Annotated in this window: 10 protein-coding genes; 3 read left to right on the top strand and 7 right to left on the bottom strand. The window is 59.1% G+C overall.

The window, feature by feature from the left end; genetic code table 11:
- Nucleotides 1-9: 9 nt before the first annotated feature.
- Nucleotides 10-936: a hypothetical protein gene (locus AB4O16_RS17355; protein ID WP_460155395.1), complete on the bottom strand. Its 927-nt coding sequence runs from the start codon at nucleotides 934-936 to the stop codon at nucleotides 10-12.
- 470 nt (nucleotides 937-1,406) lie between these two features.
- Between AB4O16_RS17355 and AB4O16_RS17350 the strand changes: the two genes are divergently transcribed.
- Entirely contained in the window at nucleotides 1,407-1,763 is a 357-nt protein-coding gene (locus AB4O16_RS17350) for a DUF6124 family protein (protein WP_460155394.1), read from the top strand.
- Between the two features lie 173 nt (nucleotides 1,764-1,936).
- Entirely contained in the window at nucleotides 1,937-2,566 is a 630-nt protein-coding gene (locus tag AB4O16_RS17345) for a class I SAM-dependent methyltransferase (RefSeq protein WP_460155393.1), read from the top strand.
- A gap of 112 nt (nucleotides 2,567-2,678) precedes the next feature.
- Here the strand turns inward: AB4O16_RS17345 and AB4O16_RS17340 are convergent, their stop codons facing one another.
- Genes AB4O16_RS17340 through AB4O16_RS17330 form a run of 3 tightly spaced genes read right to left on the bottom strand, consistent with a single transcriptional unit; the run spans nucleotide 2,679 to nucleotide 7,890 of the window.
- Nucleotides 2,679-5,729, bottom strand: coding sequence for an efflux RND transporter permease subunit (locus tag AB4O16_RS17340; RefSeq protein WP_160390777.1), 3,051 nt, complete (start codon nucleotides 5,727-5,729; stop codon nucleotides 2,679-2,681).
- Entirely contained in the window at nucleotides 5,726-6,790 is a 1,065-nt protein-coding gene (locus tag AB4O16_RS17335; RefSeq protein WP_460155392.1) for an efflux RND transporter periplasmic adaptor subunit, read from the bottom strand. Before AB4O16_RS17335 ends, AB4O16_RS17340 begins: the two co-directional genes overlap by 4 nt.
- Entirely contained in the window at nucleotides 6,787-7,890 is a 1,104-nt protein-coding gene (locus AB4O16_RS17330; protein WP_460155391.1) for an efflux RND transporter periplasmic adaptor subunit, read from the bottom strand. Before AB4O16_RS17330 ends, AB4O16_RS17335 begins: the two co-directional genes overlap by 4 nt.
- Before the next feature lie 177 nt (nucleotides 7,891-8,067).
- Between AB4O16_RS17330 and AB4O16_RS17325 the strand changes: the two genes are divergently transcribed.
- Nucleotides 8,068-9,264 (top strand): AAA family ATPase, encoded by a 1,197-nt coding sequence (locus AB4O16_RS17325; protein WP_460155390.1) that lies wholly within the window; start codon nucleotides 8,068-8,070, stop codon nucleotides 9,262-9,264.
- Nucleotides 9,265-9,732: 468 nt separating this feature from the next.
- On the opposite strand, the gene AB4O16_RS17320 is transcribed toward AB4O16_RS17325, so the two are convergent.
- The 3 genes from AB4O16_RS17320 to AB4O16_RS17310 all read right to left on the bottom strand — a co-directional run bounded on the left by AB4O16_RS17320 (nucleotide 9,733) and on the right by AB4O16_RS17310 (nucleotide 15,399).
- The gene (locus AB4O16_RS17320; RefSeq protein WP_010464830.1) at nucleotides 9,733-10,515 is read right to left on the bottom strand and encodes a MetQ/NlpA family ABC transporter substrate-binding protein; all 783 of its coding nucleotides are present in this window, start codon (nucleotides 10,513-10,515) and stop codon (nucleotides 9,733-9,735) included.
- A 178-nt stretch (nucleotides 10,516-10,693) separates the two neighbouring features.
- On the bottom strand, nucleotides 10,694-12,883 hold the full coding sequence (locus AB4O16_RS17315) for an RHS repeat-associated core domain-containing protein (protein WP_460155389.1): 2,190 nt from the start codon (nucleotides 12,881-12,883) through the stop codon (nucleotides 10,694-10,696).
- Nucleotides 12,884-12,951: 68 nt separating this feature from the next.
- Nucleotides 12,952-15,399, bottom strand: coding sequence for an RHS repeat domain-containing protein (locus AB4O16_RS17310; protein WP_460155388.1), 2,448 nt, complete (start codon nucleotides 15,397-15,399; stop codon nucleotides 12,952-12,954).
- Between the last annotated feature and the right edge of the window lie 3 nt (nucleotides 15,400-15,402).

Here is a 15,402-nt window from a genome sequence, read left to right as displayed (position 1 = left end):
GTCATAGACTTAGTTCAGGTCCTGCAAGGGTTTTTGGTTGCCGAGCGCCGCCACCAGCCGGATCAGCCGACCGTCATCGGCAGCGTACTCGGCATGGGTCACTACACCATTGCCCGCAGTTTCGCGCTCGACCTGATCCTGGGCGTTGTAGCGGATGTCGCTGACCGGGCGTTGCGGCGGCTTTTCAGGGTCAGCCATTTGCAGCCAGACCACATTCAACTTGCCCGCTACGTCGTAGCTAAAGGTGCGAACGTTGCCCATTGCATCGGTTTGTCGCTGAAGCTCTTCGTCGGGATTGAAGGTGTGGCGGGTGATGAACGATTGGGCTTCCAACCATGAATCGCGTTCATCGAAATCCAGCGGCCAATCCGGTGTTTCGAGGTCGGCGAGAAAGCGTTGCGCTTCAACCAGCACTGCACCCGCGAGCCCATAGTCAACGACACACTGCGTGCCTGCCGGATGGTCATGACGGGTCAACTGCCCACATTGGTTGTGCTTGGCGAACGCTGGATCGGCGCCAGCATAGGTCAGCCGCTCCACCACGCGTGGCGACTCTCCAGCAGCCTGCTCCAAGATTGTGACCGGCCGCTGTTGATCGTCATGTTCGGTGTGGCGCTGACTGCCACGTGCATCCCAGAACGAACCGGGCAAACCCGCCTGATCCAGCAAACTCAACTGCCAACCGGCATCGACGCTGTCCGTCAGCAATGGTTGCCCACTCAAGCCGTAGCGCGTGGCCAGGTTCGGTTGCGGCGCCATGCCCCACAAACGTGGGTCCCAGGACTCGACCAAGCGCCCCGCCGTATCGAAGCGTTGCCGGGTGATGCGTGGATCAATCACCGGGCTATCGGGGTGGCGGCAATAACCGACGCTGCGGATTGCCAGAGCGCGCGGGTCGATGACCGACAGCGTGGGTGTCGCGGCGTGGGGGTTCATTACGCTGTCGGTCCTTCCCTATGACTGAGGACAGACTGGCCTTTTTTTGACCGGGCCGAAACTGTAAGAAGTTACAGGTAGATGTCTTTGAAAGCAGGCAAGAGTCCTGATCAAAAGGGAAGTTTTCGTACAGGAAAATCAGCAGTTTTGCAGGCCTGTTCCCTTTCTTTTGCAGGACATTTCCTAGATCATTTCGCTCGCTTGCGCCTGCCGAATTCCGTGGCTAGTCTCGGTCCGTCACTGCTAATCAGTGATCGGGTTTAGTCGCCCGGATCCGCGTCAGGCGCACAGCGTCACCTTTTTTCAGGTGTTATTTATTGCCTGAATTTTATGGTGGCTGTGCGCAGGGCACCCTCGTGGTGCGCCGGTTTTGCCTGGCGGCCGGTCGACTAACCTGTGTGCAGCCGCCACCCCCTATTCGTTTAGTCGCGAAATCGGTTGGCTCCAACTAATAGTCAGGAGTTTTACCAATGAAGAAATCCGTTCCCGATCCACCTCCCGAAAATCCCACCACCGAAACCGGCACTGAAAACCCTCTCAGGGATCGATCAGCACTCTACCGAGCCATCGATTTCCACCTCACCGGCAAGCAACCCACCCCCCCCGATGAAATGCGCTTCTACAACGTCAGCAAAGACGTGAGCTTCGAAGACACCCAACTCTATGTCGCCGACCTGCTGCGTTGTGCTTCGGTCACGGCGTATCAGTGTGGTGATCAACTGAAGGGTGCCGACAGGGCGATGGTGTATTCGATCTGGCACTTGCTGGAGATTGCCAAGGCGATGGTGGATCACTCCATTGAATGTCTGGGGATGAAAAAGGGCTGACATTTTTTGTGTTTTCCAGATAGCCATCGCGGGCAAGCCCGCTCCCACAGGTATCGCGGCGCTTGAAGCACCGCGCAATCCTGTGGGAGCGAGCCTGCTCGCGATGGGCTGCGCAGCAGCCCCAGGCCTCATGGCGTATATTCGGTGAATCCAAATTGCCTGCGCAGCCGATCATGAAGCAAACACCCGACGACCTCGAACAGATCACCGCCACGACCCTGGGCCACTACAACGCCGTGGCCGACAGTTTCCGTGAAGGCACACGCGATCACGATGTCAGCCAGAACATCGATGCCCTGCTGCGGCATATTCAGGGCGAAGCGCCTTTCGACATTCTCGACTTCGGCTGCGGGCCGGGACGCGATCTGCAAACCTTCACCCGCATGGGGCACAAGGCAGTCGGCCTCGACGGTTCGGAAAAACTTGCGCAGATGGCGCGGGACGATAGCGGTTGCGAGGTGTGGCAGCAGGACTTCCTGAAGCTTGATCTGCCAGCCGAGCGCTTCGACGGGATTTTTGCCAACGCGGTGCTGTTTCATGTTCCGCGTCAGGAATTGCCGCGGGTGTTGAAGCAATTGTGGGGAACGCTGAAGCCGGGTGGGGTGTTGTTCAGTTCCAATCCCCGTGGCGAGAATCAGGAAGGCTGGAACGGGCCGCGTTATGGGTCGTACCACGACCTGGCGGCCTGGCAGCAATTGTTGATCGAGGCGGGGTTTGTGGAGCTGGAGCATTACTACCGACCGGCAGGGCTGCCGCGGGAGCAGCAGCCCTGGTTGGCGAGTGTTTGGCGCAAGGCTGTGTAGTCAATTCGGACGCCATCGCGAGCAAGCTCGCTCCCACAGGGTTCAGCGCAATCCCTGTGGGAGCGGCGGTGCGGCGATCCGACTTGCCCGCGATGAGCGCGCAGCGCTCGCCTTACTGCACCTCTTTCTTCGGCTCGCGAATCTTGTACCAGGCCACATACAGCGCCGGCAAAAACAGCAGCGTCAGCAAGGTGGCGATGACGATCCCGCCGATCATCGCGTAGGCCATCGGCCCCCAGAACACCTCACGGGCAATCGGGATCATCCCCATGCTCGCCGCCGCCGCGGTCAGCAGGATCGGCCGACGTCGGTGCTCGGTGGCTTGCACCACCGCATCCCACGGCGTGTAGCCCTTCTGTTCGTATTCCTCGATCTGGGTCACCAGGATCACGGAGTTACGAATGATGATACCGATCAGCGCCAGAATCCCGAGGATCGCCACGAAGCCCATCGGCGTACCGGTAGGCACTAGCGCGAGCACCACGCCGATCAGCCCCAACGGCGCGACGCTGGCCACCAGGAACAGCTTCTGCACGCTGTGCAGCTGGATCATCAGGAAGGTCGCCATCATGAACAGCATCAGCGGCACGACCTTGGCAATCGGCCCTTGGGCCTTGCCGCTTTCCTCCACCGTACCACCGGTGGCGACCTTGTAACCCGCCGGCAGTTTGGCTGCAAAAGCGTCGATGGACGGCTTGAGGATTTTCACCAGGTCGGTCGGCTGGATCTCGTCACGTATCGCCGCCTTGATGGTGATGGTCGGCAGGCGATCCCTGCGCCATACCAACGGCTGCTCCAGTTCGTAACGCACGGTGGCGAACGCCAGCAGCGGAATCGACGTGCCGCTCGGCGTGACGATTTGCAGGTTCTGCAGGGTTTCCGGCGTACCGCGTTCGGAGTCCACCGCGCGACCGACCACGTTGATCAGGTAAATGTCGTCATCGACCTGGGTCACTGACTGGCCGCTGACGATGCCGTTCATCAGGTTGGCCACGTCCTCGGAAGACAGCCCCAACTGCCGCGCCTTGTCCTGCGCGATGTCGATGCGCAGCACTTTGCCCGGCTCGTTCCAGTCGTAGATGATCTCGCCGATGTGCGGGTTCTTGTCCAGCTCCGTGGCCAGGTCGATGGCATGTCGACGCACCTGATCGATGTCCTTGCCGCTGACCCGGTACTGGATCGGCCGCCCTACCGGCGGGCCCATTTCCAGCGCCTGGACATAACCGCCGATGCCGACGAAGTCGTTGCGCAAGCGATCGCGCAGCTTCTGCATCATGGCCTCGCGGGTATGGCCTTTGCTGACGATCACCAATTGTGCGTAGAACGGGTTCTGCAGTTGCTGGTCCAGAGGCAGGTAAAAACGGATGGCGCCCTGACCGATGTAGGTACTCCAGCGCACGATGTCCGGATCATCCTTGAGCGTGGCTTCGAGGCGATCGACCGCCCTTCGGGTTTCGTCGATCGAGGAGTTTTGCGGCAGGTTCAGGTCCACCAGGATTTCCGGGCGATCCGATGACGGGAAGAACTGGTTCTGCACGTAACGCATGCAAAACAACGCCAGCACAAAGCACAGGACAGTGATGCCAATGGCCCACCAGCGATTGCGCATGCACCACAACAGCCCACCGTTGAACGCCTTGCCGATGCGCCCGGGTTCGTCCTGGTGGGGTTTTACCTTGGTGCTGAGAATGTGCACGCCGATCACCGGCGCAAACAGAACCGCCACCACCCATGACACCAGCATCGCACAGGCAATCACCGCAAACAGCGTGTAGGTGTACTCACCGGCGGAGCTGGCGTTCAAGCCGATCGGCACGAAGCCCGCCACGGTCACCAGTGTACCGGTGAGCATCGGGAATGCCGTGGAGGTGTAGGCGAAGGTTGCCGCCTGCTCCTTGGTCTCGCCCATTTCCAGGCGCGTGACCATCATTTCCACGGTGATCATCGCATCGTCCACCAGCAGGCCGAGGGCGATGATCAGTGCACCGAGGGAAATCCGCTGCATGGTGATGCCGCTGTATTCCATGAATACAAACACCATCGCCAGCACCAGCGGGATCGAGCATGCCACCACCAGCCCGGCGCGCACGCCAAGGCTGACGAAACTGACCAGCAGCACGATCACCACCGCCTCGAACAGCGCGCTGGTAAAGCCGCCGACGGCCTCTTCCACCACCACGGCCTGGTCGGAAACGTTGTAGATGCCGACACCGATCGGCAGGTCGGCGGTCAACTGGTCAATACGGGTGTGCAAGGCCTTGCCGAACGCCTGGACGTTGCCACCCGTTTGCATGGCAATCGCCAGGCCGATGGCCGGTTTGCCGTTGATGCGGAATTCCGGCGAGGCCGGATCGACATAGCCGCGACGGATTTCAGCGATGTCGGCCAGACGATAGTAGCGGTCGTTGAGCTTGAGGTTGACCTCGGCGAGGTCTTTCTCCGAAGCGAACTTCCCTGAGGTGCGCACCGAAATCCGCTCCGGCCCGGCCTCGATGACACCCGCCGGGGTCACGGCGTTCTGGGTTTGCAGGCTCTGCACCACCTGACGCTCATCGATGCCCAGCGCGGCGAGTTTGCGTGTGGAGAAGTTCAGGTACAGCACTTCGTCCTGCTGGCCGACCATCTCGATCTTGCCCAGCCCCGGCACGCCGCGAATTTCCATGCGCGCCTGTTCCACGTAGTCGCGCAGCTGACGCATGGTCAGGCCGTCGGCGGTGAAGGCGTAGATCGACCCGAAGACGTCACCGAACTCGTCGTTGAACGACGGCCCCTGTATGCCCTGCGGGAACTGGTACTTGATGTCGTTGATCTTCTTGCGCACCTGGTACCAGATTTCCGGGATGTCCTTGGCACTGGTGGTGTCGCGCAGGTACACGTACACCGTCGACTCGCCGGGGCGCGTGTAGCTTTTCACGTAGTCGAGGGAATCGAGCTCTTCGAGCTTTTTCTCGATCCGGTCAGTGATCTGCTTGAGCGTTTCCTCCTGGGTCGCGCCCGGCCATTTGCTCTGGATCACCATGGTCTTGATGGTGAACGAAGGGTCTTCTTCGCGCCCCAGGTTGAAATACGAGAACACACCCATCAGCAACGCGACGAACATCAGATACCAGATGAACGACTGATGCTTGAGGGCCCATTCCGAGAGGTTGAAAGGCCCTTTCATTGACTGTCCTCGTCGATTTTCACTTTTTGCCCCGGCTTGAGGCTGTTGACACCGGCACTGACCACCCGCTCGCCGTTCTTCACGCCGCCGGCCAGCACCACGGTGCTTGCGGTACGGCTGATCACGGTGATGTCACGGGGAGAGACGGTTTTACTCTGTGCATCGATCACCCAGATGCGTGGCTTGCCATCGACCTCCTGCAACGCGGTGACCGGCAACTCGATGCGCGGCTTGATCGCCGAGCTCAGGGTCACGCTGATGGCCGTACCGAGGCGAAAACCGTCGGGCGTTTCGGCCAGGGTCAGGCGCGCGCGACGGGTGCGTGTGGCGCTTTGAGCCTGAGGCTCGATTTCACGGATGATGGCGGTGGTGTTGATGTTCGGATCAAGTTGCGCCGCGACCGAAAACACCACATCGCTGGGCAGTTGGTCGACCAGGGTATCGGGCAGGTCGATCACCGCTTCCTTGATGTCCGGTTGCGCCAGGGTCACCACTTGCTGACCCGCGGAGACCACTTGCCCGGCCTCGGCGCTCCAATTGGTGACCACGGCTTTATGGTCGGCACGCAATTCGGTGTAGCCCAGTTGGTCCTTGCTCTGGTTGACGGCTGCCCGGGCCTGATCGAGGGAGGCCTGGGTGGTTTTCAGGTTGGTGTTGGCCTCGTCGAGTTGCGCTTGCGCGCCGACGCCGCGGTCAAACAAGGCTTGCTGACGCTGGGCAGTCGCCTTGGCGTTGATCAGTTGCGCCTGGATTTTCGCCAGGTCGCCCTGAGCTGAACGCAATTGGTTCTGCTGGTCGGAAGGATCGAGGGTGGCGAGCAACGTGCCCTTCTCGACCTCGGTGCCGACATCGACGTTACGACTGGCGATTCGCCCGCCCACACGGAACCCGGTATCGGTTTCATAGCGTGCCTGGATACTGCCGGCGAAGCGGCCCAGGTCCTCTTCGTTCAAGGCCTGGACCTTGATCGACAGCACCGGCCGTACCGGCTCCGGCGGCGGTTCGCTTTTGGAACAGGCGCTCAGCACCAGCCCGATGGACAACGCCCATAAAGGCTTCATGGCTTGGCTCCCCACGTCAGATCCTTGTAAGTGTTTTCGGCAATTTCGACTTCCATGTCCGGGTGCAAGAGTTGTCCGCCGGCGATGATGACTTTGTCGCCGTCCTTCAAGCCGCCGCTGACGATGATCTTGCCGGTCAGGTAGCGGCTGACCGTCACCGTATGCAACTGGGCCTTGCCCTTGTCGTCGACAATCCAGACCGCAGGCTCACTGATGTTTTTGGTCAGCGCCGACCACGGCAGTTCGATGACCGACTTGCCCGATCCCCTGGCCGTGGCGCTCACCACCGAGCCCAATTGCATGCCTTCGGGCAGGCTGTTGAGGCCGACCTTGACCTGCACGGTGCCTGATTGCGCCGACACCGACGGGGTGACTTCACGCACGGTGCCGGTGGTTTTGATCGCCGGGTTGTCGAGCAGGCTCAGGACAATGGTCTGATCCTTGGGCTTCTCCGCCAGCAGCGATTCATAGACGTTGAACACCGCGTCGCGGTCGCCGTCACGAGCCAGGCTGAAGACCGGCATGGTCGCTTGCACCACCTGGCCAACCTCTGCCTGACGCTCGGTAATGATCCCTGGGGCGTCAGCAATCAATGCCGTATAGCTCAACTGATCCTTGGCGTTGGCCAACTGCGCCTGGGCGGCGCTCAAGGCACTCTGACTACTGTGCAAGGCGGCCTGGGCCGAGTCGTATTCACTCTGGCTGGTGTAGCCCTTAGGCAGGAGTTTTTGCTGACGCACGAATGCCGCCGCGCTCTGCTTGACCCGCGCCTGTTCGGCGACCACTTGTGCCTGGGCCGAGTCGACGCTGGTCTGCAGATCCTTGGGATCGAGCCGGGCGAGCACTTGTTTGGCGGTCACACGATCGCCAACGTCAACCGAGCGCTGGATGATCTTGCCACCGACGCGAAAGGACAGCTCCGTCTGTACCCGCGCCTGGATATCACCTGTGAGGGTGACCGAGGCCGCGTAATCCGCTGGTTTGACGACCTGCACGAACACCCGCGGCAGGTATTCCTGTACGGGCTTTTTCTCGTCGCAAGCCGTCAGCAGGGTGACGACACTCAAGGCCATTACTACTTTCAATCCGGGAACCACCATGCAAACTCCTTGGCCTTTTTCATGTACAACACGACAGAGAGCTTAGAACAGGATTGGAACCTTGCACGAGCGTCTTATGAAGAAAAAGTTCACACCTTTTTACCCTTGAAACAGTTGCAATAGACACCTGTGCATGCCTGACAATGAGCCACGGTCGATCCCGCCTCAGGAACTCACATGCTCAAAACCCTCGCGGTGGCCAATTACCGCTCGATCAACAAACTGGTGGTCCCGCTGGGCCGGCTGAATCTGATTACCGGGCCCAACGGCAGCGGCAAATCCAACCTTTACCGCGCGCTGCGCCTGCTGGCGGAAACCGCCCACGGTGGCGTGATCAATGCCCTGGCCCGTGAAGGTGGCCTGGATTCGACCTTTTGGGCCGGGCCGGAAAACATCAGCCGACGCATGCGCAACGGCGAAGTCGCCATCGAGCCCAGCGTGCACCAGGGCGTCAAACGCCTGCGCCTGGGGTTTGCGGGAGACGATTTCGGTTACTCGATCAGCCTCGGCCTGCCCGATTCCAATGGTCATTTCATGCTGCCCGGACGCAGCACGCCGACACCGTCTTATTTCAGCCTCGACCCGCAGATCAAGCGGGAATGCCTGTGGGCCGGTGCGTTCTATCGCCCCGCCAGTCTGCTGGTCGACCGTGACGGTCCGATGATCCGTGCCCGCGCCAACCGCAAGTGGGATGTACTGGCGCAGCACACGCCGATGTTCGACAGCCTGTTCGACCAGGTCGGCAGCCTGCGCAGCTCTCCGGAAGTGCTGGAGTTGCGCGAGTTCATCCGCCGCTGGCGTTTTTATGATCACTTTCGCAGCGACGCCGAGGCTCCGGCCCGTCAACCGCAACTGGGCACCCGCACGCCGGTGCTGCATCACGACGGACGCGATCTGGCGGCGGCCTTGCAGACGATCATCGAAATTGGCGATCAAGAGGCGTTGCAGGCCGCCATCAGCGACGCCTTCCCCGGCGCGCGACTGAATATCGAACCGCTGCCGGGAGGCCGCTTTACCATCGAGTTCTTTCAGGAAGGTTTGTTGCGACCGCTGTCGGCCGCCGAATTGTCGGACGGAACCTTGCGTTATCTGCTGCTGGTCGCGGCGCTGCTGACACCTCGGCCGCCAACGCTGATGGTGCTGAACGAGCCGGAAACCAGCCTGCATCCGGACCTGCTGCCCGCACTGGCGCGCCTGATCATTCGCGCCTCGGAGCAGTGCCAGGTGTGGGTGGTGTCCCATGCCCGACGCTTGATTTCGGCGTTGCAGCAGGACCCCGACTGCAACTGCATCGTGCTGGAGAAAAATCTCGGCCAGACTGCAATTGTCGGCCAGCGCATGCTCGATGAACCCGCATGGCATTGGCCGGATTGAACGGCGCGTGATTTGCCGGGACGCTGGATGACGTCTATTTTCCCTTGCGCCGCAGGAAGGATCTTTTTTTCGAAACACAACTCCAAGGACGAACCACTTTTGGCCAGACTCACGGCCAGAACCTCACAAGGACGAGAACATGGCAGACAAGCAAACGCCGCAACGGCTGGATCCGCAGGACATTCTGAAACTCTTGATGGCGTTGCGCAGGGCCCTGGAGGCCAGGCCGGCCTGAGTGCTTTTGATCTTGTGGCGAGGGGGCTTGCCCCCGTTGGGCTGCGAAGCGGCCCCATGTAACCTCCAAAAATCTTAATGACGCACCTTGGGCGAATGCTGCGCATTCGAACGGGGGCAAGCCCCCTCGCCACAAAAGCGTCCTCGCCACTGGTAAACCAACACACATAAAAAAACGCCGACGCTATTGATAGCCGTCGGCGTTTGAAACCTTGAAGGGGTTTGCTTCGCGAATCAGAACGCCGGCAGTACCGCGCCGCTGTACTTCTTCTCGATGAAGGCTTTCACTTCCGGGCTGGTCAGGGCCTTGGCCAGTTTCTGGATGGCCACGCTGTCCTTGTTGTCCGGACGGGCTACCAGGAAGTTCACGTACGGCGAATCGGCACCTTCGATCACCAGTGCGTCTTTAGCCGGGTTCAGACCCGCTTCCAGCGCGTAGTTGGTGTTGATCATGTCCAGGTCGACCTGATCCAGCACGCGCGGCAGCATGGCCGATTCAAGCTCCTTGAACTTGAAGTTGTGCGGGTTCTTGGCGATGTCTTTCGGCGTGGCCAGGGCGTTTTTCGGGTCTTTCAACTCGATCAGGCCAGCCTTCTGCAGCAGGATCAGGGCACGGCCGCTGTTGCTGCCTTCGTTCGGGATGGCAATGGTCGCGCCATCCTTGAGCTCAGCCAGGGTTTTGACTTTCTTCGAGTAGCCGCCGAAAGGCTCAACGTGTACGCCGATCACGGTGACCAGGTTGGTGCCTTTGCCCTCGTTGAAGCTTTTCAGGTACGGCAGGGTCTGGAAGTAGTTGGCGTCCAGGCGCTTCTGGTCGACCTGCACGTTCGGCTGAACGTAGTCGGTGAAGACTTTGATTTCCAGGTCCACACCTTCCTTGGCGAGGGTTGGCTTGATCAGCTCAAGAATCTCGGCGTGTGGAACCGGGGTTGCCGCAACCACCAGTTTTTCGCCCGCCTGGGCCAGGCCCGCAGTGAGGGCAGCCGCCAGCGCGGTGAACAACAGAACCTTTTTCATGCAGTGTCCTTATCGAAAATCACAGTCGCTTGTGGCGACGGCTTGAAAACGAGAGTGCCAGTGAAGTGCTATCGCTGGCGTGAAGCGGACGATACCGGGATTTTTTATTCCCGAACAATAACTTTTATTCAAGTTGATATTCCATTTTGAAAGCATAGAGATCTCTGGTCATCCCTGTTCAAATACCGCGCAGCTTGATGATCTGCTCGCCAATCTCATGGGTGAATGACTCCAGAGTGTCCAGTGCATCGCTTCGAAACTTCTGGGCGCTGAAATCCTCCGCCAGTGATGGCCAGTAGTCTTGAAGCAATGCGTCGGCTTTGGCCGCGTACTGATCCGAATTCGCGACCAGGAATGCTGATTTGGCAGCGATGCCCACCCCACTGGTTACTTTTTTCGCCGTCAACACGTTGGTTAGCCGGCTCTGTAGTTTCACCGTGCTTCTCAATGCCTCATTTGCCGTGGAAACAGCGCCGTATAAACGCCGCCCCACCGCCACCCGCGCTGCCCCTCGCTGTGCAGCCACCACGTCTGCCAGGGAGCCCACACTTTTCGTCAACGCAAAGCCAATGCCTTTACTGCCGATTTTTGCAACCGCGCTGGCCCCGAACGACACCACTCCCAGCGCTATCGACGAGTAGGTCAATATCTGGGCGCCAACGGTATCCGGAGCCAGCTCATCGACAATCGCCGAGGCAATTGAAACCGTCGCGGAAATGACCTCCAGGGTTAAAAAGGCCAAGGCGTTGGCCGAGATCGGCACGAGTGGTGCGGTTGCGCCCACGGTCACGACTGTCAGGGCAATCGCGGCGGCGGCCAGGGCGGCGGTCACTCCGATTTTCACCCACCCCAGGGTCGAGATATGACCGGTGGGATCCTTGAGATTGACCGGATCGCCCAGACAATAGGCATAGGCATTGATGCCACCACCCTCAAAGGGGCTCCAACTGTCGGGGCTGTGAAATCGCATCAATCGGGGGTTGTAGGCCCGATACCCCCTGCCGAGCAGATAGCACCCGGTTGAAGGGTCCAGTCGCTCGCCCTGAAACCCCAGCAGGGCGCCAAGTCCGCTCGTTGCCGGGCGATCACCATAAGGTACGTAGGACAAAACAGGTTCGTCTTGAGGTCCAAGGCGCGCAACGGCCGTGCCCTGACCATCCGTGACAAACAAGACGACGTCGTCACCTTGCTGTTCGGCCAAGAACTTGCCATCGCCGGCCAGCAGACTGCGGCGATGGTTACCCGAGACTTCGCTGCACAGCGCATGTTCGCTATGGAAAAGCCTGATCAACTCTGCGGATTCTGCAGCCACCGCATGCAATTGATCCTCACCGTCGAACTGATAGTGCGTACGACCGCCAGCGCTGGCCACACTTTCGAGCCGACTCAGTGCGTCATACCTGAACATGCGCCCCTGGTTATCGTTGAGCAGATTACCGTTGGCATCGTATTCGAAACTCACCTGCCCGGGCTGATACTGCGCGTGACTGTGAGTCATTGAGCTCAACTGGGTTTTGTCAGGACGATCGTAGGAAAACCTGCACAGGTTCTCCTCCCCATCGAACCCCGTACGCACCGTCAACAGGTTGTCGAGGTGGTCGTAGGTGAACGCCTGAAAATCAATGCGTTTCCCCCAGGCATCGATCGGTGCCTGCGTGCCTTCACAGTCATAGCGCAACAGGCGCCCTCGGCTGTCGTAGGCGAAGGCTTCTGTACGTGACTGCGCACCGGACACCAGCGATCGCTGCTGAAGTTTGTCATCGGCCCCAAATACTTGAAGGATTTCCAGGCGAGATCCGTCGCCGAACTGCGAAATACGCCGGACCTCACGACCGAATTCATCGTGAACCAAGGTGGTCGTCAGCGAACGTTTCGAGGCGGTGTCCTCGACACTCAATGTCAGCAACTGGCCCTGGGGCCCGTAGGCGTACTTGGCCAGAACCGGTCCCTGCCGTATTTCCACGGGCCGCGCCGCAGCGTCATGGAGGTAAGTGGTTTCTACATCGTTGACATCGGTAAAGCTGATGGGCAGCCCATTCAATGAATGGGTAGTGGCAGTGCCGAAGCGGCCTTCGCTGGAGATCCACTCCCGGGACTTTTCCTTGCCCGACCCGGAGTACTCAAACCGGCGCTGAATGGCAGGGCTGGAAGTTTCGACGAGCTGCCCGGTCAATGGATCAAATCGATACCTGGCTGATTCAGCGTGACCGCCCATCCGCGCGGTCACTGCCCCGTTGAGCATGGGATCAAGGGCGAACCTGAAAACATCGCCCGCCGCCGTCACTTGCTGCAAAGCTTGAGCGCCACCCCCCTCATAGGTCCTGGTTTCGGTCCTGCCGCCGACGGTCGTACCGGTGACACGCAACAAACCGTCATAAGTCCGGGTGCCCAACACGTAGTCATCGGCACTGATTTCAATCGGATGATCCCCCGTGCTCAGGGGGTCATACTTTTTTTTATCGAAGTACCATCCGGTAGAGTCGTCTCGACCAGACGCCCGTAAAGGTCATAACGGAAGCTCGTTTCAAATCCCGCCTCGTTGGTTTGCGTCAGGCAACGCCCAAGTCCGTCGTAGGTAAAAGTCGCGATAACAGTGACCACACCTTGGGAGTCGATGCGTTCTTCCCGATCCGGCTTACCGAACACGTTCAATACGGAACGGGTTTTGCCGGCGCCGTCGAGCCAGCGAGTTCGAGTCAATGAAACCGGGTCAAACACATCATTCACCGCGACACCGTCAGGACCTACCGTTCTGCATACACGCCCCCAGCCGTCGTGGCTGTAGGTCGTGGTTGATTCGGTGGCCTTGCCATCGGACCAGTCCTGGCTGGCTTCGCTCACCAGTCGACCAAAATTGTCGTAGTGGGCCTCATAGGTCAGGCGTAATGGCCTGTCGGCTGAGTCGAAATCCTGAACCTTGACCTTGGTCGTGCGCCCGACCCCGTCGAGCCATATCTTGCTCAGCACTCCCCGTATGTTGGTGATGCCGATGGTCGCGCCGTCCTCCGACTGGCTATCGCCGTAGAATTCAGTGATGCGTGACGCGATATCCGTCCCATCGAATGCCGCCGTCTCGCGAACGACACGGTTGAGATTGTCGTACTCCTTCAACAACTCATTGCCGCCACCATCCCGAAGCTTGACCTCCTGCCCGATAAATCGGTCATGCCAGACTTTGCGCTCATGCCTTGCGCCACCCACGTACAATTGTTGAAGGGTTTTTACCCAATCTCCTTCAATTGAATATTGGAATTCGAGACGGCGATTGCCGTTGTGCCCGGCTTGCGAGCGACTCTTGAGGCGACCGTAAAACGTATCGCTGGCATCATCGATGTATTCGAATCGAGTATCCACGCATAGCGTATTGCTCCCGCCTTCAAACAGCCTTTCGCTTTGAGGCAACAAGAACCGATGACCGCCTTCGCGCATGGAGGGCAAGTCAATGTAGGAAAAACGGACAATGACCGTCGGCGCCGGGGCAAAATCAGGTGAAGGCGTGACCGATCGCTCCTTCAATGCCGTGATGAAGCCCAGTGGATTGCGGGGGCAACCTTCGGCACCTTCGGCCGGATAATAGACGTAGTCCTCCCGGGCTCCGCTCGGATTGATCTGCGTTAGCAGATTGCCGAATTCATCATAGGTCGTATGGGTGGTTTCGGTTCGGCGCGTGGCGTTCGCGAAAGTATCGACATAACTGACGACAGCTGTTTTCTGCAGTTGGAAATAGGCGGGCTGACCGGAAAAGTCCAGACCGTCGACATCGTGATAATCAACCGTTTTTTGCTGCACCTTGCCGTTGGAAATGGACTTTTCCGAGATCATCAGGTGAAAGCGGTTGTAGGTTTTTTCGATGCGACTCAGTTCAACCGCATTAACACCCTCCCCCCTGACCAGGCGTTCGGTGGAGGAGTAGGTGTAAGGTCCTTTGTGCCCATGCAGATGGTCCCCGTCCTGCGCCCAACGAAGTCCCGATTGATAGCCGAGGAAATTTTTGTCGGAGTATTCATAGACACGGGTGATCGTCGGCAACCCCGTACCCGGCACCAGAACACTGCGCCGCACCGCCGGCAAGGCATTGATCGGTGCCCCGAGCGGCAAGCGATGCTGCTGAGGAGCGTACTCGATACGCTCGACACTGCCCGCCGGCGCGCGGACATCCGTCATGACCAGAAAACCATCGTGTAGCTGGTAATCGAATGACCATGCAAGGTGCTCGGCAGAACCGTGATCAAGGGTTATCTGCCGAAGCCAGCCATTGCGAACCGCCAAAACAAATTTCAAGCGTCTTGGCGGATGATCAGGCCATACGGTAATGCTGGGGGGTTGATCATTGGTTCCATGACTCAGGGCCACGACACGGTGTTGCTGATCATGAATTTCGTGCAGGACGCGACGGCCCCGTACCAACCTGTATTTCAGACTGATCGAGCGCCCTTCGTTGGAGTACACATGTTCGGGCAACCATTCGTCATAGGTTTCGTCCGGCCTGGTCAACCTCTCGATCAGACCGTTTTTATGGCTGACAACCAGGTTGTCGCCGTCGAGCGTGACACGAGTGTCCTGGAGCTTTTTATCCCGGACGACCAACTGCCCTCTGCTGATGTAGACAAGATAAGAAACTCCGCTTGCAAGGGTCAGCTTACGGGTCTTTCGATTGTAGGAGCTCAAGCCCAATGACCAACCGCGCCCCCAACCGAAATCCGTTGTGCGGAAGCTATCGAATGAAATACTGAAGGGTATCAGCGGACCGTTGATATTGTTGGCCACCCATCCCGCGAGATTAATGCTGGTACTATAAGAACCGGTACGGACATCAACTCCAGACTGGATAAATTCAGAGAAATTGAATGCATTGGATTCCACTTGTGGCACTGCTGTACTCATCAT

The sequence above is a fragment of the Pseudomonas sp. S2_H10 genome, from assembly GCF_054668285.1.
This window is presented reverse-complemented; position numbering and strand designations above follow the sequence as displayed.